We start from the raw sequence: 24,732 nt of genomic DNA on the forward strand, positions 1-24,732 counted from the left end.
CGCCTTTCAATTTCTCAACATGTGCTGAAAAATATTATCCGGTATTAGCCCCGGTTTCCCGGGGTTATCCCAGTCTTACAGGCAGGTTGCCCACGTGTTACTCACCCGTCCGCCGCTCGTTCCACAAGCTTCACCCCGGAGGGATCCGCCTGCTTCCCGCGCTCGACTTGCATGTATTAGGCACGCCGCCAGCGTTCGTCCTGAGCCAAGATCAAACTCTCCATAAAAGTTCGTTTGATTATGATTGACACCAATCAATCATCTGTTCTTAGCTTAAAAATTGAAATCAGGGTTTAAAAGTTTAACTTTTATCCTGTTTTCTTGACATACTGGTTGTTTTGTTCAGTTTTCAAGGAGCAAATTTCGTTGCCGCCTCTCAAAATGGCGACTTAATTAATATACCATCTTTCAATTACAAAGTCAATCATTTTTATCTCATTTTTTAAGAGAATGTGAGATTGTTTGCTGAAAAGAAGACTTGTTTTGGTTGGCAGATAAGAAAGTATAAATCCTTTCTTACTGCATAAGTGCAACTATATATAAAGGCTTGGCGACAAGCCAATTTTTCTAACTGTTATTTAAGCAACGTTTAATAATTTACCATGATTATTACCCTAAATCAATAGAAAATACATAAAAATTACTGGAGATTTTAACCAATTTTATCACAGCAGTTATTTTATAAGAACAAAAACGCAAGCGCCTGTTCAGCGCCGTATGGACTGCGCTCAGCGCTACGGGTGGGTCGACGTTGCCACAGGATGTGGTGGTTTTAGTCGAACATCCTTTATTTCTTATCGTAGACACGGGAAGGGAAGTCCACTAGGCTCTAGGCGCTGGCCGGTGATGCCACCTCCTGTGGCGTCACCGGCACTGGTACGTCCTGTACGTCGGAGCTGGACATCGCTGATTCTGATGTCCAGTTATCCTCAGCACTTAAATTTTATAATTTCCTATATAATAAAAGAAGAACAACTTGCACAGAAATGATGGCTGTGCCAAGTTGTCCAACTATATAAGCTTACTGTTTATTACGCATTTGCGGGAATAACAACACATCCCGAATTGATTGTGAATTGGTTAATAGCATAACAAGGCGATCGATACCAATACCCAGCCCGCCTGTAGGTGGCATACCATATTCCAATGCTTCCAGAAAATCTTCATCCATTAAGTGTGCTTCATCATTTCCTTCGTCTCTTTCTTTAACTTGTGATTCAAATCTTTCCCGTTGATCAATCGGGTCATTCAATTCACTAAAGGCATTTGCGTGCTCACGTCCGACGATAAATAATTCAAACCGATCAGTAAACCGTTCATCTTCCTCATTTCCTTTGGCAAGCGGGGAAATCTCAACCGGGTGCCCATAAATAAATGTCGGCTGGATTAACTCCTCTTCTACTTTTTGTTCAAAGAACTCATTAAGGATGTGTCCGAATGTCATGGTATCCTGAATTTGAATACCGTGTTCTTTAGCTAGCGCCCTTGCATCTTCATCGCTCATGTTTTTCCAGAAATCTACCCCTGTATGTTCTTTTACCGCATCCACCATATGGAGTCTTTTCCATTCAGGTTCAAGATTAATTTCATAATCCCCATACATTAGAGTTGTTTTACCTAGAACATCTTTTGTAATATGTGCGATTAAATTCTCTGTTAAGGACATGACATCATGAAAATCTGCATATGCTTCATAAAGTTCCATCATTGTAAATTCAGGGTTGTGACGTGTAGAAACTCCCTCGTTACGGAAAACTCGTCCAACTTCATATACCTTCTCCAACCCTCCAACGATCAACCGTTTTAAATGCAGTTCAATCGCAATACGCATGTATAGTGGGATGTCTAAAGCATTATGGTGTGTTTCAAAAGGGCGAGCAGAAGCACCACCTGGTATACCATGCATCATTGGCGTTTCCACTTCAAGAAACCCTTGTCCATCTAAATAATGACGCATAGATCGGATAATTTTACTGCGCAATACAAATGTTTCTTTGCTATCAGGATTTGTTATTAAATCAAGATAACGTTGACGATAACGTTGTTCAATATCTTTAAGTCCATGATATTTTTCAGGAAGCGGGCGTAGGGATTTCGTTAATAAGGTGAACTCAGATGCTTTTACTGAAATCTCCCCCACTTTTGTTTTGAACATAACGCCAGTTACTCCGACAATATCACCCATGTCGGTTGACTGAAACACGTCATATGCCTCTTCACCTATCATATCTTTTCGAACATAAATTTGGATTTGTCCACTCAAGTCCTGAAGGTGTGCGAAACCCGCTTTTCCTTTCCCGCGTTTTGTCATTATACGTCCCGCAATGGTAACGTTATCTGTCTTTTCTTCCAGCTCTTCTTTAGAAAATTGGTCGTACTTCGCGATTAAATCTTCTGCTGAATCAGTTCGTTCAAATTTTCCGCCAAAAGGATTAACACCTTGTTCTTTATAGGATTCTAATTTCTCACGGCGAACTTTCATATGATCATTTAATTCTTCTGACACAATTATCACTCCAATAGCTCTTTTTTTCGACTGAAAACCGACCTTAATATGACACATTATATACAAGTATATAGAAAAACTAAATTCGTTTCATCTATCCCGAGCTAAAATTAGAAAACTTGGCTTATCGCCAAGTTTTAATACAGCCTTAGTTGCACTTATGCAGTAAGAAGTACTTATACTGTATTAAATAACTCTCTAGCTTGATTACAAAGTAACTTCATCATAGAGCCCTTATTTTTCAAATATCATGGTTAATAGAGAGTATTTAAGGTCCCTTAACACCATCCTATTCCGCGCCAAATAAGGTCTCTAGTGCCCACAAAACACCAAAATGCTATATGAAAGCACCCTCTAATTTGTTGATAGGTGGTGGCTGCGCACTGCCAAGACAACGCAATTCGGAAGTGTTAAATCATTTCTCCTTTGATGCCTCGTCCGCTATAGTCAATTCTTTTTTCGTTATAGCTAATGTATTAGCTATTTGACCCAATAATTCCTCGGAAGGCTCTTGTTTACCTCGCTCGACACTGCCCAATGTAATGATAGGAAGACCTAACTTAGCAGCTAATTCTACTTGCGTATATCCCTTTAATTTACGAAATGCCTTTATTCTTCTGCCGAGTCTTTGTATGTCCATCGCGTTACATCCTTTATGTCGCTTTCCGAAAGTTCATTTAAATAATCCGACACTGTCTTATCACTCTTGTACAATAACAAATTAGGAGCTATCTCATGTAACGGGATAAGCACAAATGCACGTTCATGCATTCTTGGGTGCGGAATTGTTAAATTGTCTGTTTTTCTATTTTCTTGATTATAGACTAAAATGTCAAGGTCAATTGTTCGTGGCCCAAAACGAATCACCTTTTTTCTCCCCAATTGCAGTTCGATATTTTGACAAAAATCCAATAGATCGATTGGTAACAGGGATGTCTCTACTTCAATTACCATATTTAAAAAATCAGCTTGGTCTGTATAGCCAACTGGTGCCGTTTCATATATAGATGATTGTTGACTAATAAAAATTTTATTGTCTTCTTGCAGCATTTCTAGCGCTGATGTCAGATGTTCTTCTCTGGGTTCGATATTTGTCCCTAAAGCAAGGTATGCGGTTTTCATTCTGTTCGCTCCCGGGTGATTTCTACTGCTACCGAATGATAATGACCCGGGATAGGAGGGTCGGGCTTGATAACTTTTACAGTACATGCATTAAGTAAATCAAATGCTTGAAATAGCGCATCGGAAATATCTTCAGCAACAGCTTCAATCAAATTTTTAGGCTTACCTTCCACAATTCCTTTTATAAGTTCATATACGTCTCCATAATTGATGGAATCATTCATATCATCGGATTTACTTGAATTTTTCAAATCAAGCATTAGTTGTATATCCACATAAAAACGTTGACCGAGTTTGTTTTCCTCTGGAAAAAGGCCGTGATAGCCATAGAAAGCCATTTGATTTATTAGAATCTTATCCAAGAGTTTTCGCTCCTCTCTTTCCAAGCATTGCATCCATCATTTTAGCAAGTTCAACATGCAGTTTCACATTGTGAACCCGGATAATTTGAGTACCTTTGGTAATGCCAAGGCACGTTGTTGCTCCTGTACCATTATCACGTTCTTCTGGCGGTACATCCAAAATGTTTCCAATAAACGTCTTACGTGATGTTCCTAATAAAACCGGATATCCCAAATCAGCAAATTTCTCAAGATTGTTCATAACAACTAAATTATCTGCTGCAGTTTTAGCAAATCCGACTCCCGGATCAAGAATAATATTTTCTTTTGTAACGCCAGCTTCTAAAGCAGTATCAATGCTCTTTTGTAAATCCTTCTTCATATCATCAATAATTGATGTATAATCTTTGTTTGTTCTATTGTGCATCAGAATAATAGGAACATTGTACTCTGCTGCAACTTCAGCTATTTCAGGTTCTCGTTTAGCACCCCAGACATCGTTTATGATATCTGCACCTGCCTTAACAGCCTGTCTTGCTGTTTCTGCCTTATATGTGTCAATGGATAACGGAATACTTACCGCTTCCCTAACCTTGCGAATTATCGGCAGGACACGATCAAGTTCTTCATCGGCTGATACCGGTTCATGGTTCGGCCGTGTGGATTCACCGCCGATATCAATAATATCAGCACCTTGCTCCTCCATTGCAACTGCTTGTTTGACAGCCCGGTCAATGGATGTATAGCTCCCACCATCCGAGAAAGAATCCGGGGTTACATTTAGTATCCCCATAATATGTGTGCGATTAGTTAAATCATATGTTTTCAAGTTCGTTATTAAATTCAAAGTATAACCTTCTTTCACATGATTATTTCGGTTACTATCGTATCATAGCAGAACAAAAGCGCAAGTGTCCTTTTTTGCAGCTAAGTACTGGTTATGACTGAGCGAAATCTATCATTTCATACACTAAAAAAGGGTTAGCACCAGTTTACGGATGCTAGCCCTTTCTATTGGGATACTTAGCTTATCGCCAAGCCTTGTTATACTTATGCAGTATTATTCATCTTCAGTATCGTATTGATACAATGGTGTCGATAAGTAACGCTCACCGTTATCAGGGATTACCGCAAGTACTTTTTTGCCTTTGCCTAACTGTTTAGCAACTTTCTTCGCTGCTGCAACAGCAGCTCCTGCTGAAATTCCGCCTAAAATACCTTCACGTTTTGCGACTTCTCGTGATGTAGCAAACGCCTCATCGTTCGAAATGCGTATAACTTCATCATAAACTTCTGTGTTTAAAATCTTTGGTACAAAGCCAGCGCCAAGACCTTGAATTTTATGTGGTCCTGGAGATCCACCAGATAGTATCGCTGAATCTTCTGGTTCAACTGCATAAATCTTCACGTCATCAAAGTTCTCTTTCAATACTTTTCCGGCACCTGTTATCGTACCACCTGTGCCAATACCAGATACAAACGCATCCAGACCATCACTCATTTGGCTCACGATTTCTTTACCAGTTGTCCGTTCGTGGACCTCTGTATTTGCTTCATTGTTAAATTGTTGTGGCATGAAATAGCCATTTGCATCTTTTAATTCTTCAGCTTTTTTAATAGCACCTTTCATACCATCGGCTCCAGGTGTCAAAACGAGTTCAGCCCCATAAGCTCTTAAAAGATTACGACGCTCTTTACTCATTGTATCAGGCATTACAAGCACTGATTTATATCCTTTTGCAGCAGCAACCATCGCTAAACCAATTCCAGTGTTTCCACTTGTTGGTTCAATGATTGTGTCGCCTTCTTTTAAGACATTTTCTTTTTCTGCTGCTTCAATCATCGATAAGGCAATACGGTCTTTTACAGAGCTTCCAGGATTCATAAATTCCAATTTTAAATATACATCTGCACTATTATCATCTACGGTGCGATTTAATTTTACAATCGGGGTTTCCCCAATTAAACCAGTTATGTTGTTAGCCACTCTCATTACAATTCCTCCTAATTCCTAGTGTTTTTGTAGGATTTAATTATAATGTACGTTTAAATCATCAAAATGTCAACTGAAATACAATAAACTTGATAAATAAGGCATTTGTATTATCTTATTCCTCAAATACCCAATCAATGTCTAATTTATCCCAAAGCGGGTCTGCAGTAAGTGTTTGATTTGATTTACCTAAAGCAAGTTCGCGCTTTATGTATGGTTTTATTTCTTCATAACTAAATGTGATAGATGGCAACTTTTGATGCAAGTAAATAATAGCTACACCAGAATCACTCTGGAAAGGTTCACTATATGTCCGTTCATCCATTTGTGATGCAGTTTCTAAATAGCCCCCAGGCAAAAACTGGCTTTCATTTACAAAAAGACCTAAATAGCCCCCGCTTTTTTTGGTTTCTTCATCTGTTGAATACTCTTGGGCTAGCAAATCAAATGATGCCCCATTATCCAGTTCCTTTTTTACCTTTTCTGCTGTTTCAAAATCCGGCACTATAATGTGTGAAAGCTGCAGTGAAGCCTGAAAATTGTATTGATCGCCATATTCTTCAAAATGTGATCTTATTTTCTCTTCCGGTATAGATGTGTCAGCTGTTAAAAGTGCGCCTAGCCGATATCGATATAATATATCCTCACGCCACTCATCCACCTTCTTTTTTGTTTCTTTTTCAGACATTGGGCTTTGCATTGATGTTAGCATAGCTATTTCCCTGGCAATGACTTTATCATTTATTTCAATATTATTTTTATTCGCCAGCTGATTCACTACTGCTCGATCAATCATTCCCTTGAGCTGTTCTTTCCCATGGTTTTCCCGCAAGGATTTCATCCATTGCTTGTACGAAAATTCCTCCCCATCTACAGTAGCAACAGGTTTATTCAAGTCTATTTCTGTATCGTCATTGTCGAGAGCTACTTTCTCATCATCATTCCAAAGAAGCAATGTAGCAATATTTGTGATGAGCAGTACCACTATTACTCCCAGTAAAAATTTCTTCTTCATCGGTAACTCCTTTCAACTATATCTTAGTTGATTGTTTAAGTGTTTCTAACTCTTGCTCTGAAAAATGATAAATCTCATTACAGAAATGGCATGTCGCCTCTGCGCCTTTATCTTCTTCAATCATTTTTTGAATCTCTTCACTTCCTAAACCAATAATCGCCTGTTGTACACGATCCTTTGAACACTTACATTGAAAAGAAATTGGAAGCTGTTCGTAAATCTTAACTTTCTGATCACCAAATAGACGCTCCAAAATCTGCTCTGGAGAGTTTCCTTCCCGAATTAACTTTGATATTGCCGGAAATGACTGGATTTTTTCCTCAAGCCGTGTAATCATTTCTTCATCAGCTCCTGGCATAACCTGAATAATGAAACCACCAGAAGCCAATATGGTATGGTCCGGATTAACTAATACGCCTGCCCCCACAGCTGAAGGGACTTGCTCAGAGTTTGCAAAATAATAAGTGAAGTCTTCACTAATCTCACCAGAAGTAATCGGGACTTGACCGGTAAAGTTTTCCTTTAATCCTAAATCTTTTACGACACTCAAGTTTCCTTGTTTCCCAACAGCACGCGCAACATCCAGTTTACCTTGGGCATTTAGATCGAAGTCAACATGAGGATTTGTGACATATCCACGAACATCTCCATTCGCATTACCATCAGCAACCATTACCCCAAGCGGACCATCTCCTTCGACCTTTACTGTAATAGAATCTTCACCTTTGTGCATTGCTCCCATCATTGCAGTAACAGTAATAGTACGCCCTAGCGCCGCAGATGCAGTAGCCCATGTGTCTTGTCGTCTGCGCGCTTCTTCTACTGTGTTGGTTGAAATCGCTGCATACGCACGCACCATCCCATTATAAGTTGTTGCTTTCACCAAATAATCCTTCATGTTGTGTTCAATCTCCTTTTAGGAATTTTTCTTTTGAATATTTCGCTTATAAATTAAATACAATCCTTTTAATGTCAAATGCTTATCAACGTAGTCAATTGTCTCAGATGCATCCGAAATCAAGGCAGCCAACCCGCCGGTAGCAATCACCTTTGGATTTGTTCCATTCTCCTGCTTCATACGATTTACTATGCCATCAACCTGCGATACATATCCATAAAATACACCTGACTGCATAGCTTCAACAGTTGAGCTTCCGACCACATTATTCGGAGCCTGTATTTCGATCTTAGGCAGCTTCGACGCTTTGCTGTATAAAGCCTCCATGGATATATGTATACCTGGTGCAATCAGACCACCCTGATATGCTTTACTTTCATTGATATAACAATATGTTGTTGCTGTACCAAAATCAATAATTATTAATGGAGAACCATACTCTTCAATTGCGCCCACTGCATTAACAATTCGGTCTGCACCAATTTCTTTTGGATTTGGATAAGCCATATCTAAAAATGTGTGTACCGTTTCTTTTCCAATCACTAATGGCAAAAGCTCAAAATATTTTGTACACATTTTCTCCAGTGCGAACATAATTGGGGGTACGACAGAAGAAACGATAACGCCATCAATATCAGTTAATGAAATACTTTCGTGTTCCAGTAAAGATTTAATAAGCATACCAAACTCATCTTCCGTCTTATAACGATCTGTTTTGATACGCCATTCATGGATCAATTTATCATTCCGAAATACACCTAAAACAGTATTTGTGTTACCTACATCAAGCACAAAAAGCATCTCTGACCAAACCTTCCCGCCTTCAGTTATTTTCTATCTTCTTAATATACCATAATTCTGTAATGCATAAAAAAACGAGGCTGGGATATAACAGTAAACTTTTACTTTAAAGACAAATAATAAAAGGATAGGCTGTTTAGAACGTCCATTTTCAATGGCTTGATCTAATACGTAGTTATAGTAAATGCGAAGTAGACTTAAGGTTACGATTCGTAGTATTTAGTGTAGTTCTCTAACCACGCAGTTGGAATATACTCCCTTTCCGTGGGCTCACCACGAGCCTCCTCGCTCGCAAAGAACGCTCCCTGTGGGGTCTCTTAGGATCGCTGTCCCACAGGAGTCTCGCATATTCCAACTGCTAGTTTAGGGTATAAAATCTTTTTTTAAGTTCTAGTGAGCAAAATCCAGCGGAGGAAATACACGTAGACTCCTGTGGGAGCTGAGGCCTAGATGAGACTACGCAGCGACGTAGGAGCAAGGAGGCTCATCAGCCGCCCACGGAAAGCGAAGTGTATTTCCGGAGTGGGATCATAACACTCAGCAGTCAGTTCACAGTTTATATCTAATAAACAACAAAAAGAAATCCGAACTGATTCAAATTCTATTTCAAGAATTTGAACCATAGTTCGGATTTTACTTTGACTAAAACACTTTTGTCCCAGCCCTTATACTAGATAACTTATTCTTTTTTGTCTTCCGAAGAAGTATCTGCATCATTTACATCTTCTTGTTCGTCGCGCTCTTCTTCTCTTTTCTCTTCTGCTTTTTGTTTAGCTTCTTCATAGTTATCTGGTGATACATCGTCGTCTTTTTTGGATTGGATATTTACTTTCAGATCACTATCTTCTTCTGAAGCATTTGCTTGGTTAGCTTCTTTTACTTCCTCTGTCTTTGTTACTGTTTCATCATCTTCTGCAGGTTCAGGAAGTACACCATCTTCAAATAGTCCTTTGATTTGTTTTGCATCCAGGGTTTCTACATCAAGAAGTGTCTTAGCAACTAGCTCAAGCTTATCCTTGTTTTCAGTTAGAATTGTTTTTGCACGGTCATAGCAATAATTGATAAAGCTTTGCATTTCCTGGTCGATATCATGTGCGATAGCATCACTATAGTTCTGATCGTTCTGGATATCACGGCCAAGGAATACTTCACCACCGCCACTTGTAAATTGAAGTGGACCAATTTTATCACTCATACCATATTCAGTAATCATTTTACGAGCAATAGCTGTTGCACGCTGGAAGTCATTTGACGCACCAGTACTTACCTCACCAAAGATAATTTCTTCCGATACACGACCACCTAAGAGGCCGGTAATCTTATCAAATAACTCTGGCTTCGTCATAAAGTAACGATCTTCTTTTGGCAGCATTACGGCATATCCGCCAGCTTGCCCACGTGGTACAATCGTAACTTTGTGCACCAAGTCTGCATCATCTAACACCATACCGATAATTGTGTGTCCACTCTCATGGTATGCAACAATATTTCGTTCTTTAGGTGAAATAACTCTGCTTTTCTTAGCTGGACCGGCAATAACGCGGTCGATAGCTTCATCAACGGCTAACATGTCAATTTTAGTTTGATCATGACGTGCTGCTACCAATGCCGCCTCATTTAGTAGATTTTCCAAATCAGCACCAGAAAATCCTGGTGTGCGCATTGCGATTGTTTTAAGATCTACCGTGTTATCCAAAGGTTTATCTTTAGCGTGAACTTCTAATACTTGTTCACGGCCTTTAACATCTGGACGGTCTACCGTAATTTGACGGTCAAAACGTCCGGGACGAAGCAATGCCGGGTCAAGAATGTCTGGACGGTTTGTTGCAGCAATCATTATAATTCCTTCATTTGCTCCAAAACCATCCATTTCAACTAGTAACTGGTTCAAGGTTTGTTCACGTTCATCGTGTCCGCCACCAAGACCTGCACCACGTTGACGTCCAACTGCATCAATTTCATCAATAAATATAATACATGGCGCATTTTTCTTCGCATTTTCAAACAAGTCACGTACACGTGAAGCACCGACACCTACAAACATCTCAACGAAATCAGAACCACTTATTGAGAAGAATGGGGTCCCTGCTTCCCCTGCAACTGCACGAGCAAGTAATGTTTTACCTGTTCCTGGAGGCCCTACTAACAGTACCCCTTTAGGAATACGTGCACCGACTGCTGTAAATTTACGCGGATCCTTCAAAAAGTCAACAACTTCAACAAGTTCCTGCTTTTCTTCATCTGCACCGGCAACATCTTTAAAGCGAACTTTCTTCTTATCTTCTGTATACATTTTCGCTTTACTCTTACCAAAGTTCATGACACGGCCACCGCCGCCACCTTGAGCCTGGCTTAGAATAAAGAAGAAAAATAAACCTAATATAAGAAATGGAATCATCGTCGTCAGAAAGGTTACCCAACCACTTGGCTGTTCCTCTTCTTTTACATTAAGTACACTTTGTTCAGTGGCTTGCTTTGTAATAGTTGAGACAATTTCCGTATTATCTGGAATTTGTGCGACAAACTGTTCCCCTTCACTCAGTTCACCGGTAATACGCATTATTCCATTTGATGGCTGCATCGTCATTTCTTTGACTTCACCACTATTTAAAGCGTCTGTAAATTCTTGCACATTATATTCTTTTGCTTCATCGTTTTGTCCATTAAATACCCCTATTATACCTATAACAACCAGGAATATGAGTAAATAAAAGATTACATTACGAAATATCCGATTCATTACTTACCTCCTCCCAAGCGGGAAAAACTACAAACAATATTACCATAGGAAAAAGTGCTAATACAACTAATTCCACTTGCTATTTAATATTAAATTCAACCTGCTTGATCCTCATTCTATACAGTGTAGTCTATTCAAAATTTATTACTTTTTTGTGAAGAATATATCCCTATGTTTCCGGAAATATTTTTATGATTCTTCTCCTCCATATATTTTCGGTTTTAACACCCCTATATACGGTAAATTACGATATTTCTCTTCATAATCCAATCCATAGCCTACGACAAATTCATTGGGAACTTCAAATCCAATCATATCCGCCTTAATATGTGCAGTTCGACCAGAAGGTTTATCAAGTAAAGTGACAATCTTAATTGATTTAGCTTTACGATATTTAAATAAATCGACTAAATAACTTAGGGTGAGCCCGCTATCGATAATATCCTCTATAATTAATAAATCTCGGCCTTCAACCTTCGTATTCAGGTCTTTCTCAATTTTCACCTCACCGGATGAACGCATTTTGCCACCGTAACTTGATACATCCATAAAATCCATTTCCAGATGTGTTTCTGTCCGACGCAAAATATCAGACATAAATGGCATAGCACCTTTTAAAACACCAATAGCTAACGGAAACTTACCATCGTATTCTTCAGTAAGCTGTTTACCAAGTTCTGAACATTTCTCTGCAATCTCTTCTTCTGTAATCAATATTTTTTCAATATCGTTATGCATGTTGCCCCTCCTACACGTTACCTTCTTCGTATTTCAATTGAATATATGTGCATTCTTTTGTTTCGGTCTGTTGTCGTGGTTGTCCTTTTTTTAAGCCGATTAACCATAATATTTCCCCATTATCATCCGTTAACACTGGCCATGTATCTCTTTTACCCAGCGGGATTTTAGCATCAATAAAAACATCTTTAACCTTTTTACTTCCTTCTAACCCTCTCCAGCTCATTCGATCGCCATTTTGACGTGTCCTTATGTGTAAGGGCAACGCGACACTATCTTTATTACATATGTATTCTGTGTCACTATTCCAATCGGGGCAACCTGTATAATCAGCAGTAACCGTTATGCCATTTGGTAAAATCACCTCACCTGGAATAGTTACGGTTTTGTGATACGAAACAAGGTGGGATTGTTCAGCAGAGAAGCTAAAACAGACTTGTCGATAGGTTTTCCTAAGCTTTAAATTGCCAGGAAAATCAATCTGGACATTTCCACTATTACTTTCCAGCAATGTAAAAAACTGTTCTTCGTGCACATACGATAAACTTTTAGGCAATTCTTTATATAGATAGTTTAATATTAGATGAAAGGCTCGCCTTTGTAAAGAACGTGGGCTTGATTTGAATGAGTCAATCAGAAAGTATGCTTCTTTACCTGAATCTTTAAACACAACAATGTCATTGACCAGTTCTGTTGTTTTTTCTGTCAGAAATTGTTCATCCTCCTGAAGTGATTGACTTAGGTGCTGCGTTGTTTTATGTATATTACTATTTTTTTCTTTTAGTAGTGGTAGTAATTCTTTTCTGAAATAATTCCTGGTGTAGGTTGTTTGTTCGTTAGATGGATCTCTGCGTGGTTCAATTCCATTTTCAATACAGTAGTCTTCCACTTCATCTTTTGTCACACATAAGAAAGGACGAATAATCTTACCAGTCACAAACGACCGGTGCGATGGAATGCCTGCTAATGACTTTGCAGTGGCTGAACGTACTAAACCCATCAGCATCGTCTCAACCTGATCATCACCATGGTGCCCCAAAGCCAGGTAATCAGCATTGAATTCACTCATTTGTTTTGCAAAAAACGCATAGCGCATCTCTCGGGCGGCAACTTGAGTTCCAACCTGATACTCCTTTTTATACGAAGGAACATCCAATGAGGTTCCAATAAATTGTACGCCCCATTTTTCGCAAATATGTTTAACAAAATCAAGGTCATCCTTCGATTCATCGCCTCTTAACTGATGATCAACAGACAATACAATAAGCTTCAAATTCCATTTTTCCCGTATAGACCGAAAATAATGCAGAAGTGCCATCGAATCCGGGCCGCCAGAAACACCAAGCAGAACAGTTGAATTTTCTGTGAGCAATTGTTGCTTTCTAATAAATGCACTAACTTTACTAATCATTGCTTGCCCATCTCCATGTAAAAACTAATCTAACATCCCTTCTATCCTACCATAAAAATGCTTCCTGACAAAGAGCAAGAAAACGTATATCAGGGTAATAATAAGGATGAAAGGTAATAAAATAATGCTATTAGAAAAATGCCACCTGTTTCAACAAACGGCGCACCTTTGGGTACTGATTTACCCGTTCCTCTTCGTGACTTTCTGGATGCCCTGATAGCTTGCAGCGTTTTGGTTATTTCGCCCTTCATCTGTCCGCTAGTCTTGTATTTGCCAAGCAGCGCATCTTTTAGATTATTGCGATACATACGTAACTGCTTTACATCATCCAACCTTTTAAAAAGTGTTGCTTTTGGCTGTGAACCCCTATCAAACCTTTTGGGATAGTATATATTTAAAAATACCATAACAAAAGCAAATAAATCATAGCTTGGTTCCGCACGCCTTGAACCCAAACCCCAGTATCCCCGATCATAAAATTCAGTATATTCCTTAATCGCTCTGCCGATTTGTGTTGTGCCACCGACGTCAATCCAGCGAACCTTTGGAGGAGATGAAAGGACAATAAGATTCTCCGTTTTAAAATCACCAAACACCCACCCAGCCTGGTGCAGTCGCTCTAAATCATCCAGCAATTGCATCATAAACACACCGATCCATTCATCACCGTTACGACTAATAAAGCTTGACATGGTTTCTCCATGTAAGTATTCCATTACATAAAAAGAATACTTTGTATTTCGTGTGACTTCCCAATCATCCACATCCAATAAACAAGGCCCAAGATGGCTTCCTTGGACCTTCTTTAACGACTTTAACACATTTACTTCCATCGTCATTGATGTACTTTTATCACTTATTTTCAAAGCCACTTGCTTACCATTCAAATCACAAAGATATACAGATCCAACCGCACCGCGCCCAAGCCTCTTTTTAACTATATAACGGTACTTATGCCATTTTCCACTAATTATTGTTCCTGGTTTTATATCAACTTCATGCTTCTTCCATGCCTGGTTCATCTTCATTCCTCAAGCTCCTTAGCAAGCCTTTCTTTCCAAACTGATACATTGCTTCTCGTATAGCAGGGCCCGTTGGCGTAATCCCTCCGCTGCTTAGCTTTGGAAATACTGTTGATATAGAATCAAGCTTAGGCGACCAGTCGAATACCTTTTGAATATCTTTACGTTTGCCCGGAAAACTGAAAATACAGAATCGGTTTCTTCCAATTCGAGCATTTAAACTTATCGAAAGGTCTATAAGAGCCTCTTTTACAGTTGGAAGTTTATCATGCATACTTGCACTCGTATCAACTAAAACAAGAACCTCCAGATCACACGTTTCACCCATATCCTCCACAACTTCCATAATCTCCCCGCGTTTATCCGGTTCGATATCCTCTAGATTCTGATTAGGGCCTAAAATTTGCTTTAATTCCTGATTAACAAAGCCTTGAAGCGTTTGTGTCATTGCTTGCTTTGTAACCATTTGTACTGTCTGTGATAGCGACTGTTTATAAACAAGTTGACTGACACCGCCACCAGATAGTGCAATATCTTCCACTTCCTCTAGTCCTTCTGGCTGTTCTGTCTGATCATCATCTAAAATACCAATAACATTTACCGTCATACCTTGCTGATGTGCCAATGCTGCCGTTGCAGCAGGATCCTCACCCTTGTTGGAGCAACCATCCGTAATCAATAGAATTTGTTTTAATGTTCCTTTTTTCACTTAAGATACCTCCCAGCTTTTCCACTACCATCATCGCCAACATCATCTATAAATATACGTTTACTCCTTGAAATCGGGAAACTGCTGACAAGGCGGATCCTCGTTCCGTTATTCATTACAAAACTCCCATTTGGGGCATGTTATAGGATCCTCGTTCCGTTATTTGTCATTTTAACCTTATATTCCGTCGATTTTGTGCTATTAACGGAACGAGGATCCGTTTCATCCCTCTTGGAACACTAAATCTCCCGTTTAGCGGAATGAGGATTCATATTACTGATTCATCGAGTACATGCTGCAAACATGCTACCTTATTAACTGCTAAAAAAATGATACTCCTATAGAGTACCAGTTTTTTTAGCAACCGTTATTGCGCTTTTTCGCTGTACGTTGGTATTGAAGCCCACTGTGGTGTGTTTTTAACAATTTTGGCAGCAACCACTGTCATGTCATCTTCAATTGCTCCCGACCGTGTTCGAATAACCTCCTCCAGAAGTAAGTCTGCTATTTCCTGAGGATCATCTGTTTTCATTTCACGAATTTTCCGCTTCAGCCAAACATCCGTATTTTCAATATGTTTCGGCCCATCAAATATACCGTCGCTCATCATAATTAAAATATCTTCTGATTTCAATTGCTCGCCTACGATATCAACGTCAAATTCCTGTATAATTCCCATCGGCAAATTACTTGCTTCCACCTTGATCATTTCTTCCCCACGTTTGATAAAACTTGGAGTAGAACCTATTTTTAAAAAGCGAACAAATGCGTTATGCATATTAATAACAGCCAAATCTAATGTTGCAAACATCTCATCTGTCGTACGCAGTGCAAGTATAGAATTGATCGATTTGATCGCAACTCTTTCCGGAATTCCTGTTTGTAAAATCTGTTGAAGGAGCCGCAACGTTTCTTTACTTTCTTCACTTGCACGTTGACCATTACCCATACCATCGCTAATAGCCATTGCATATTTCCCTGCACCAAGTTCGATGGTTGTGTAGCTGTCTCCTGAAATAAGACCCCCACCTTTAGCTGCGTTGGCAATACCAGTATCAATTACGTATTCTTTGGCAGATCCAAATGCCAGATAACAATAGCCATTTGGAAATGGTGAAACCTCTTCCTGCTTAACAATAACCATTTCATTTAATATATCGGACAAAACGGGGGCAATTATTTTCGCGCCTTCACCATGATAATCATAAAAAGATAATGTCATTTCGATATCTATATTACCTTTATCCAATTGATATATATCCAGTTTCTCTAAATCAATACCCATATGTTTAAGTGTATGGATGATTTGCATTTCCTGTTTCTCATGGTGTTGGCGTTCTTTGAGGATCTCGTTTGCAAAATCCTCCATAACTTCCGAAACACCTTGTAGTTGGTCGGCAACAAAACGCTTGCTTTCAAATACTTGTTTTTTCAATTTTTTATTTGCTTCAAATGATGAAATCTCCTCTTTCATGACGTCAATAACTCTTTTTGACTTCACACAATGGTTCTCAAATTCACGAATTGATTTATTGCTCGGTTCTTTACCTTCTGCAAGATCATCCTTCAGATTTTCCATCAGGGAATACGTTTTATCAAACTGCTGCTCCCAGCAGCGATCTTTCATAAAGCAGGTCTGGCATGTTTTTTCGGTAACCTGGCTTAAAAAGTAATCTGTCTCACGTCTGTCCTGAATATCCTCTTCTTTAAATTCTTCAGATGAGATGAAACTTTTTGAAAGCGCTTCAAATACATCGGAAAATTGCTCTACTCTTTTGGCGGTAACATTTCGGACCTTTTGCAAGTATTGTTCCTGCTCATTGGTATGTTCTTCTGTACCCGGAATGTAACGTGATAATTTTTTAAACCAGCTTGCAGGTGTCAATATAAAGAATAAAATAGCAACTGATGTCTCAATAAGAGAAGGTACGATTGTTCCCACATCTACATAAATTCCAACCAGAAACGTTCCTACTAAGAGACCAATACTGACCCCTATCTTATTTCCTTCTTTTAATAAGCCCCCTAGCAACCCTGAAAAAGCAAGCAGACTCATTTGATAGAGGTTTGCAACATTTGCCAATGACAGGATAAGTCCAGCTACAACCCCTACTGTTGACCCAATTGCCGCACCACCAACAAATGCAAGTATCAATACAAAGTAGCGTGACAGTATTTGCTCAACGGATGCATCATAAAATTCCCAGCCGATTGTACCTGTCAGGATAGAGGCAAGCAAAATAATCATACAAACAATCTCTTCATTTTTTAATGTAGGTTTATATCTATTTGGTGATAATAATGGGATACTCTGCATAAAGATTAATACAAGGACAGTTCCAAGCACCCCCTCAACAACTAAAAGCATCCATTCATACGATGAAAGCTGACCTGTGACCGAGTAAATAAAAAGCCGCGGGGCTACTGTTGAGAAGAATACAAATAGCGGAATGTACAACTGCTGCTTTTTAGCATGTTTAAATATTCCAGCCAAAAAGACAAAAACAATCATGGCCAATGTTATAAAAACCCCATGAACAAGAGAAAAACTTAATGAGCCAGCCAGGACTGCAAGCATTACCTTCGCAGCCTTGTCCTTATGTATAAACCAAATGGTTGCCAAAAACGCAACAGCAAATGGTGAGACAACCGAAAGTATGATAGCTCGTCCCAATAAAAAGCCAACTATATAGAACAGCCAGCCTTTTTCGAACAATAATGATGTAGCCTGCGAAGACATCCACTTACGAAATCTTTGCAAAAGGTTTTTGTTTACGCCAATTGCTTCGGTTTCCAACCTTGGAATTGAATCCATCATAGAATACCACTCCCTCTTTCAAACATTAAATCACAGTATGCATTGTTTTTTTGTCAAAATAAGAGAGCTAGTTTAAAAAATCGTTCGACTGTATTCTATGTGGACAAGCGGTATTCTACATAACCTTCCGTATTCTGTTTACTATTGTCTAAAGATATATATGTCGTGCGATTAATCTTTGTACCGCACGACTAACTAAGCTGCTATTTTATAATGAATCTTTTCAGCAATTGTATATCCCTATAGTGAATTCCCTCATGAAAAATTATCCTCGGTAAAACCTGCTCCACTGTATGTATTCCCAAGTGTATTGCTGGAAATTCCACTTCCATTTTATCAGCATATAGTCTATGTATTGTATCCGGCTGATTCTCTAGCAATGTTTTCAATTCTGCTAAATTGGGTGGGGTTTCCTGCCAATCATATGGACTTGTACCATATCCAAACCACTCCCTGAAATTATCCGGAATATCCATTTTCTCTTTTGTAACCGCATGAATCCAATCATACTGATCCAAAAAAACATGACCAAGATTCCAGCGAATATTGTTATTAAAACCATTGGGAATTATGTCTGCCTGTTCTTCTGTGATATCCTCCATAAAATATAAGATCCCTTGTCTATATGTCTTCAGTTGGTTTAACAGTACCTCGTGTCGCTTCTCCATAAAATCACCTCATTACGTATTTACTTAATATTTTCTAGTAAATTACGACAAACTCCTCTATTTTTCCAAAATTACTCATTGACACATATAGCAGCCTGTTGTATGATATCACTTGTGATTATTTTTGGCGGCGTAGCTCAGCTGGCGAGAGCGTACGGTTCATACCCGTGAGGTCGTGGGTTCGATCCCCTCCGCCGCTATCCTTCATAAAAAAGACCTGCAGAAGTGTTAAAAACACTTAACTGCAGGTCTTTTTTTGTTAGCTCGTTTCGAAGTATTGTTGTATTTTCAGGCAACAGTATATTAGAAAACTTGGCTTATCGCCAAGCCTTAGTTGCACTTATGCAGTAAGAAAATATCTCTATAACTTGATTTTAGCGGACCCAGGAGACGCTATTTCTATATAAACGTAACTTTCTCGAAGTTATCCGGACACAGAAGCCCTTATTATACATATATCATGACTATTTGACTGTATTTGTGTGAAATAAGGTCCTTGGTGTCCTCAAACACCACCATTTTCGTGGATTTTTGCCAAATAAGGTCCCTGGTGTCCGCTAACCTCTAATTTATATGAAAAATAACTTTCATGATAGATGGTGGGGGGCTGCGCATTCAGCAACCATGGTGGTTATTATCTCCAAAAAAACAGGAACCGCTTCTACGAGCGATTCCTGTTCAGTTAATTTATATCATAGAGCATTATCATAGACAGCAGTTGCTATCCTCTTTTAGCACCTCGACCTCCACGTTTGGATTCTGTGTGCTTTTTCAAAGAGGCTAAACGGTCTTCTGAATCCTTAAGAAATTTATTCATTTTAGATTCAAAATTTTCACCGCGATCCCGATTATTTTTTGGGCGGGCTGGTTTATCCTTGGCTTTCTTAATGGATAAGCCAATCTTACCATCTTTTTCAACATTAATAACCTTTACTGTTACCTCATCACCAACAGTAAGGTGTTCATTAATGTCTTTAACATAGTTGTCGGCAACCTCACTAATGTGGACTAAGCCTGTTTTCCCTTCACCAAGTTCAACAAAGGCCCCAAAATTAGTAATACCAGTTACCTTTCCCTGCAGCTTGCTGCCTACTTCGATTGACATAAAAAAAATGCTCCTCCTTAAAAGTGTAGAAAATATAGTTCTTATATATTATAGCTAAGCTTGTAAAAGTGTGTCAATAAGAGGGCTCTTCATCAGGAATTTTAAATATTAATTCGCCTTCTTTTGATAGGAAATAGTTCGTCCGAGCTATCTCCAGTACATACTCTTCATTGTTCAGCAATTTAATTTCTTGTCGAAGATTTTCTTCCTCTTTTTTCAAAGTAGCTAATTTTTCTTCCATTTGATTATATTGTTCTTCTTTTTTCTCGTGAAGCGAAATTTGTTTAAAATGGTATGTCGCCATGCTTCCAATAACAACAACCACTACAGTAGCAAATAATACCAGACGGCGAATTAGACGCTGTTTCTTTCTTTTTTGTCTTTCTATGTAGGCATCATACTGATCAACATAGCTTGAATCTAACTTTGTTACTGTTTTTTTCTTTGCAGGCATAGGCAACTACCTCCTCTTTAACGTAATATACTTTATCCATTTTTTTAATATATTCTCCATTGTACTATAAAACCCTGCAATTTTGTGTAAATTATTTTGAATATTTTTTGGCAGCAATCGAAATAGATTCTGAAATACCCAGGATATTGGAACATAAATGAACCTGAAGGTATATCGAATAATGGTTAACAGAACATTTCCAATGAACAGCAGAAATACGATAAGTAAGTGAATAACAAACCTTATTGGTGTTATAAAAAGTACCTGTACCAATCTTACAATAAATTGATAAATCTTCAGCCCAATTCGAATTATATGCTCCAATAATTGCTTATACGCATTTGCAGTTGTCACCTGATAGACTGAAAAACCGAGTAAACAGGCGATAAACACATAAAAACGAAGCTCTCCACTATTTACTCGGAATAACAGGTAGTACAGTAACATTGTCTGTGTTAGCCAGAAACTAATTTCCATGAAATACGTGAAAATTTTATTTTGCTTCCAATGGATTGAGAACCTTCGATAGGTATCGTTTATTATACCCAAATAGAAGCCACCTAAAACCATGGAGGCCATTGTCAGGAATTGAACACTGAGTGTCATTTAAATAGCTTGCTAAAGAATCCTTTAGCTTTCTCCTGCTGGTGTTCATCCACATAGGAAAGCTCATATATTTTACCTTTGATTGTGACTAAACCTTCCCCAACATCCAGATTTTTCAATTGTAAATTCTGCCCTCGGACAATCAGGTATCCTAAAACTGTTTCTAATAAAAACTCTTCATTATCAAAACTATCAACTTCTTTAACACCAGTTATTTCCAGTTCTTTTCGGTTATTAATTTTTACAACATGATCCTGCTGTACACGTGTAATACTATCTTTTTCATAGTAATTATTCATACATTTCGCCCTCCTTATCATTACTACTGTATGATTAGAAGGACAAGTGTAGAACTATACTAGTTAACTTTCTCTTCCTTAATTACTTTATAAAGCATCTCTGCTTCGTCTTTTTTCACTGCTTCTTTTAAGGCGTTCACTTCAAGTGTTACCAACTTCTGTCCGAACTTAATGACCAGTTCATCTCCAACAGATACTATTGATGAAGCCTTTGCCTTGTTACCGTTAATGGTAATCCGCCCTTGATCAGCGACTTCTTTTGCCATTGTCCGACGTTTAATTAGTCTTGTAACCTTTAAAAATTTGTCTAAACGCAATTCTATCACTCTCTTCTTTTTGCTTGGTTCCAGTAATGATCCATTTCCTCCAAGGTTGTTTGATAAATGTCTTTTCCATGGCTCTCCAATTGTTCCTCAATATAGGAGAATCGGGAATGGAACTTCTGGTTCGTTTGGTTTAAAGCAATTTCCGGGTTTACCTTATAATACCTTGATATGTTTGCAAGTACAAATAGTACATCGCCAAGTTCTTTTTCTATTTCTGATTTTTCCTGCCTTAAAATAGCTTCATCAACCTCATCCAGCTCTTCCTGCAGCTTCTTCCATATATCCTTTATATCATCCCAATCAAACCCTGTTTTAGCTGCTTTTTTCTGAAGCTTGAATGCTTTTGCTAATGCTGGCAAACCAGCGGGAATACCATCTAGTACTGATTTACGATAATCTCCTTTTTCTTCCTGCTTTAGTGCATCCCATGTCTTGTAAACATCCTCAACAGATTCGACAGTCTTGTCAGCAAAAATATGTGGGTGTCGACGAATCATTTTATCCGTAATCGAACGAATAACGTCATCAACTGTAAAATACCCATCATCCTCGCCGATCTGACTATGAAGCAATACTTGCAATAGAAGATCACCTAGTTCTTCCACAATGCCCTCATCATCCAGATTATCAATTGCTTCAATTACTTCGTATACTTCCTCAATTGCATACTCCCGTAATGTTTCATGTGTTTGCTTTTTATCCCATGGACATCCATTAGGTCCACGCAATACAGCAATTACTTCCCTCAACCTCGAAAACGTATGGTTTAGCATATGCGCGGGCGCTGGAGGGATATAAACGGAAGTTAAATTATTAACTTCCAATGAATGATCAAGTTCTTCCAAAGGAATTGTTGTAATTTTCTCCTGGGAACTGCCAGCCGCTTCAACTATCGTTACTTGATAACTTGCAGGCAGATCCTCAAGCAATTCCAATTTTACATTTGAAGCGATAAACTGGTCATAAACCTGACAAAAAATGATATGCTGCCGATAATTTAAATGACTGCGGTTAAACCCTGTTCCATCAACAAACTGAAACCCGTCGATTGGATCAATTCGTAATGATGTAAACAAATCATCGAGATAACTCTGTCCTCCAATGACTTCCACCGGTACTGCATCCTGTTCCAGCAACAGTTGAACGGTTTTTTCAGCAAGCATCGGGTGACCGGGAACTGCGTAAATAACGGAATTACGGTATGACGCTTCCATTAGTGAATCCACAATACGACGGTATACTTCATCAAATTGCTCCGTTGTTTGATAGATTTCATCAAACGAGTAAAATTTTATCCCCTCATCCTGTAATGAGTCTATTACCGGGTGATTGATCGTTCGTGCATAAATGGAAGTGTTTGTGTTCGATAATTTTTTGTAAATCCCAAGCGAGAGCTGGTCAATATCTCCTGACCCAAGACCGATAATTTCAATTTTGTTCTCCACTACATTTCCCTCCCTCTATGGATTTTGGTCAATATCGGTGCTAATGGAAGCATCGATATTTCTTTTTTCGAAAAAGCCCTGAATCTTACTAGCAAAATAATATAGAGAAGCGCTCCAGTTATTACAACAAATAATACATATACTAGTAATCCAAAGCGAGTTGAACTGCCAGGTAAGAGGTAATCTATTAAAAATATATAGAATATCATTCCTGCTGCAGCTATGGTGAATGCACGCCAATTTATATGCTTCTCTACCTTCAGTTTTGGCAGCTTTCTTTTTAATGCAAGTAGCATGAGTACAGCAAGTATTGCCAGACTGAATACCGTAGCAATTGCACTGCCCATTATTCCAAACAATGGCACGAGAGCCTGATTGGTAATCCACTTTATAAAAAAGGCGACAAGTATAAATCCGGCTGTACGTTTAATATAGCCTAATCCTTGAAGAATAGACGCTGCCGTAATTGCAATCGAACTTAAGAAAATGGATATAACCAGAATCCGTAGACTTCCCGTACCATCCCCGTTCTGAAATAAAAGTGTATTTGCTTCTGGAAAAATTATTATTAACCCAAGCGTCGCACCAACAGCTAAGTAAAAACTAACAACTAGCGCACTTTCAATATATGTGTGAAATGCTTTAGGGTCATTTTTGAGCTTGTTCTGTGAAATTGTTGGGATCAACGCCAAAGCAAATGAAGAGCCTAAAACTGTTCCAAGCTGTATCAATGGCTGCCCTCGATCGAACACTCCTTTAGCCTTCCTTGCATCGATATCTGACAAACCATACTCCATGAGACCAGGAACAAGCGTAAACGTATCGGCAAATTGTATAATTATTAACAGCATGTGATTTAGTGCAGCAATCATGCCGAAGATTAATAATGTACTTATATAGTAATTCCATGGAATATCAAATTGAAGTTTTACTGTTGGTTTCATTTTCATAAAAAAGAAAATTAGTATCAGGATTGCGGCTAATGCACCAAACAACGAAGCTATTGCTGCAGCTTGTCCGATGCTATATATGTCACTTGAACTAGCATAAATAAATACTGCAGCCAGGATAATCAGGAGTACACGAATGAATTGTTCCCCTACTTGTGAAAGAGCAGTGGGCTTCATTTGTTTCATTCCCTGAAAAACACCTCGCAACAATGCTGAATAAGGAACAAGCAAGAACGTAAAAGCAGCTAATTCATAAGTTCTTTTTAAGTTGGCATCTCCTACCCACACTGCAATTTCCTGTGCATTAAAAAATAAGAATAAAAATATACCACTGCTAATGGAAAATAAAAGCAAAAATATGGGTACATAAAAACGGGTAAACGATGGCCCCATTCCCTGTGCTTTTAGATCCACGGTTAATTTTGATATGGCTGAAGGAAATCCGTATAATGACAGAACCAATGCAATACCAAGAAACGGATAAACTTGCTGATAGATGTAAAAACCCATATCCCCTGTCAGATTCTGCAATGGAATCCGGTAGCCGGCACTCAGCACCTTACTAATCAAACCCGCTAAAGTAAGAAGCAATGCACCTTTTACTAATTTATTGGTCTCATTCCCGTCCATGAAAAACGCCTTTCTATGGTAGTTAAGAAAGTATATATTTTTTCTTCCTGCATAAGTGCAACTTAGGCTTATCGATAAGCCCAGTTTTTCTAACCATTTTTTAACTATTATAGCATACCAGCTATACTACCATTC

The 24,732-nt window shown here is 38.6% G+C and carries 23 protein-coding genes, 1 tRNA gene and 1 rRNA gene; 1 reads left to right on the forward strand and 24 read right to left on the reverse strand.

The window, feature by feature from the left end:
* The 17 genes from ACE1TG_RS11925 to ACE1TG_RS12005 all read right to left on the reverse strand — a co-directional run.
* Positions 1–227, reverse strand: a 16S ribosomal RNA gene (locus ACE1TG_RS11925); the annotation flags it as partial.
* Between the two features lie 794 nt (positions 228–1,021).
* Positions 1,022–2,506 (reverse strand): lysine--tRNA ligase, encoded by a 1,485-nt coding sequence (gene lysS, locus ACE1TG_RS11930; protein WP_375052619.1) that lies wholly within the window; start codon positions 2,504–2,506, stop codon positions 1,022–1,024.
* 415 nt (positions 2,507–2,921) lie between these two features.
* On the reverse strand, positions 2,922–3,146 hold the full coding sequence (locus tag ACE1TG_RS11935) for a helix-turn-helix domain-containing protein (protein ID WP_375052620.1): 225 nt from the start codon (positions 3,144–3,146) through the stop codon (positions 2,922–2,924).
* On the reverse strand, positions 3,116–3,628 hold the full coding sequence (gene folK, locus ACE1TG_RS11940) for a 2-amino-4-hydroxy-6-hydroxymethyldihydropteridine diphosphokinase (protein ID WP_375052621.1): 513 nt from the start codon (positions 3,626–3,628) through the stop codon (positions 3,116–3,118). Before folK ends, ACE1TG_RS11935 begins: the two co-directional genes overlap by 31 nt.
* The gene (gene folB / locus ACE1TG_RS11945; RefSeq protein WP_375052622.1) at positions 3,625–3,990 is read right to left on the reverse strand and encodes a dihydroneopterin aldolase; all 366 of its coding nucleotides are present in this window, start codon (positions 3,988–3,990) and stop codon (positions 3,625–3,627) included. The genes folK and folB overlap by 4 nt, the downstream gene beginning before the upstream one ends.
* Complete coding sequence (folP, locus tag ACE1TG_RS11950; RefSeq protein WP_375052780.1) at positions 3,983–4,762, reverse strand: dihydropteroate synthase; 780 nt, start codon at positions 4,760–4,762, stop codon at positions 3,983–3,985. Before folP ends, folB begins: the two co-directional genes overlap by 8 nt.
* 267 nt (positions 4,763–5,029) lie before the next feature.
* Positions 5,030–5,962 (reverse strand): cysteine synthase A, encoded by a 933-nt coding sequence (cysK, locus tag ACE1TG_RS11955; protein ID WP_375052623.1) that lies wholly within the window; start codon positions 5,960–5,962, stop codon positions 5,030–5,032.
* Between the two features lie 115 nt (positions 5,963–6,077).
* A complete protein-coding gene (locus ACE1TG_RS11960; RefSeq protein WP_375052624.1) occupies positions 6,078–6,977 on the reverse strand; it encodes a peptidylprolyl isomerase in 900 nt (299 codons plus the stop codon).
* Between the two features lie 16 nt (positions 6,978–6,993).
* Complete coding sequence (hslO, locus tag ACE1TG_RS11965) at positions 6,994–7,875, reverse strand: Hsp33 family molecular chaperone HslO (protein ID WP_375052625.1); 882 nt, start codon at positions 7,873–7,875, stop codon at positions 6,994–6,996.
* Between the two features lie 18 nt (positions 7,876–7,893).
* On the reverse strand, positions 7,894–8,676 hold the full coding sequence (locus ACE1TG_RS11970; protein ID WP_375052626.1) for a type III pantothenate kinase: 783 nt from the start codon (positions 8,674–8,676) through the stop codon (positions 7,894–7,896).
* 679 nt (positions 8,677–9,355) lie between these two features.
* A complete protein-coding gene (gene ftsH / locus ACE1TG_RS11975; protein WP_375052627.1) occupies positions 9,356–11,416 on the reverse strand; it encodes an ATP-dependent zinc metalloprotease FtsH in 2,061 nt (686 codons plus the stop codon).
* Positions 11,417–11,605: 189 nt separating this feature from the next.
* Complete coding sequence (hpt, locus tag ACE1TG_RS11980; RefSeq protein WP_375052628.1) at positions 11,606–12,154, reverse strand: hypoxanthine phosphoribosyltransferase; 549 nt, start codon at positions 12,152–12,154, stop codon at positions 11,606–11,608.
* A gap of 10 nt (positions 12,155–12,164) precedes the next feature.
* Positions 12,165–13,565 (reverse strand): tRNA lysidine(34) synthetase TilS, encoded by a 1,401-nt coding sequence (gene tilS / locus ACE1TG_RS11985; protein ID WP_375052629.1) that lies wholly within the window; start codon positions 13,563–13,565, stop codon positions 12,165–12,167.
* Between the two features lie 89 nt (positions 13,566–13,654).
* Positions 13,655–14,593 carry a protein kinase domain-containing protein gene (locus ACE1TG_RS11990; protein ID WP_375052630.1) on the reverse strand — a complete coding sequence of 313 codons (939 nt, stop codon included), beginning with the start codon at positions 14,591–14,593 and terminating at the stop codon, positions 13,655–13,657.
* Positions 14,562–15,296: a hypothetical protein gene (locus ACE1TG_RS11995; RefSeq protein ID WP_375052631.1), complete on the reverse strand. Its 735-nt coding sequence runs from the start codon at positions 15,294–15,296 to the stop codon at positions 14,562–14,564. Before ACE1TG_RS11995 ends, ACE1TG_RS11990 begins: the two co-directional genes overlap by 32 nt.
* 367 nt (positions 15,297–15,663) lie before the next feature.
* Positions 15,664–18,114, reverse strand: a complete 2,451-nt coding sequence (gene spoIIE, locus ACE1TG_RS12000) for a stage II sporulation protein E (RefSeq protein WP_375052632.1) — start codon at positions 18,112–18,114, stop codon at positions 15,664–15,666.
* Positions 18,115–18,317: 203 nt separating this feature from the next.
* Positions 18,318–18,782 (reverse strand): DinB family protein, encoded by a 465-nt coding sequence (locus tag ACE1TG_RS12005; RefSeq protein WP_375052633.1) that lies wholly within the window; start codon positions 18,780–18,782, stop codon positions 18,318–18,320.
* A gap of 126 nt (positions 18,783–18,908) precedes the next feature.
* Here ACE1TG_RS12005 and ACE1TG_RS12010 point away from each other — a divergent pair.
* Positions 18,909–18,982: transfer RNA gene (locus tag ACE1TG_RS12010), tRNA-Met, on the forward strand.
* Positions 18,983–19,503: 521 nt separating this feature from the next.
* Here ACE1TG_RS12010 and ACE1TG_RS12015 read toward each other — a convergent pair.
* From ACE1TG_RS12015 to ACE1TG_RS12045, 7 genes are all read right to left on the reverse strand, one after another.
* The gene (locus tag ACE1TG_RS12015) at positions 19,504–19,887 is read right to left on the reverse strand and encodes a S1 domain-containing RNA-binding protein (protein WP_375052634.1); all 384 of its coding nucleotides are present in this window, start codon (positions 19,885–19,887) and stop codon (positions 19,504–19,506) included.
* Between the two features lie 73 nt (positions 19,888–19,960).
* A complete protein-coding gene (locus ACE1TG_RS12020; RefSeq protein WP_375052635.1) occupies positions 19,961–20,341 on the reverse strand; it encodes an FtsB family cell division protein in 381 nt (126 codons plus the stop codon).
* Positions 20,342–20,347: 6 nt separating this feature from the next.
* Positions 20,348–20,947: a spore cortex biosynthesis protein YabQ gene (gene yabQ, locus ACE1TG_RS12025; RefSeq protein ID WP_375052636.1), complete on the reverse strand. Its 600-nt coding sequence runs from the start codon at positions 20,945–20,947 to the stop codon at positions 20,348–20,350.
* The gene (gene yabP / locus ACE1TG_RS12030) at positions 20,944–21,246 is read right to left on the reverse strand and encodes a sporulation protein YabP (protein ID WP_375052637.1); all 303 of its coding nucleotides are present in this window, start codon (positions 21,244–21,246) and stop codon (positions 20,944–20,946) included. Before yabP ends, yabQ begins: the two co-directional genes overlap by 4 nt.
* 59 nt (positions 21,247–21,305) lie before the next feature.
* Positions 21,306–21,563: an RNA-binding S4 domain-containing protein gene (locus ACE1TG_RS12035; protein ID WP_092490940.1), complete on the reverse strand. Its 258-nt coding sequence runs from the start codon at positions 21,561–21,563 to the stop codon at positions 21,306–21,308.
* Between the two features lie 5 nt (positions 21,564–21,568).
* Positions 21,569–23,017: a bifunctional methyltransferase/pyrophosphohydrolase YabN gene (gene yabN, locus ACE1TG_RS12040; protein ID WP_375052638.1), complete on the reverse strand. Its 1,449-nt coding sequence runs from the start codon at positions 23,015–23,017 to the stop codon at positions 21,569–21,571.
* Positions 23,017–24,597, reverse strand: coding sequence for a putative polysaccharide biosynthesis protein (locus tag ACE1TG_RS12045; RefSeq protein ID WP_375052639.1), 1,581 nt, complete (start codon positions 24,595–24,597; stop codon positions 23,017–23,019). The genes yabN and ACE1TG_RS12045 overlap by 1 nt, the downstream gene beginning before the upstream one ends.
* Positions 24,598–24,732: the final 135 nt, after the last annotated feature.

The sequence above is a fragment of the Virgibacillus sp. JSM 102003 genome, from assembly GCF_041949995.1.
Lineage (GTDB): Bacteria > Bacillota > Bacilli > Bacillales > Amphibacillaceae > Lentibacillus.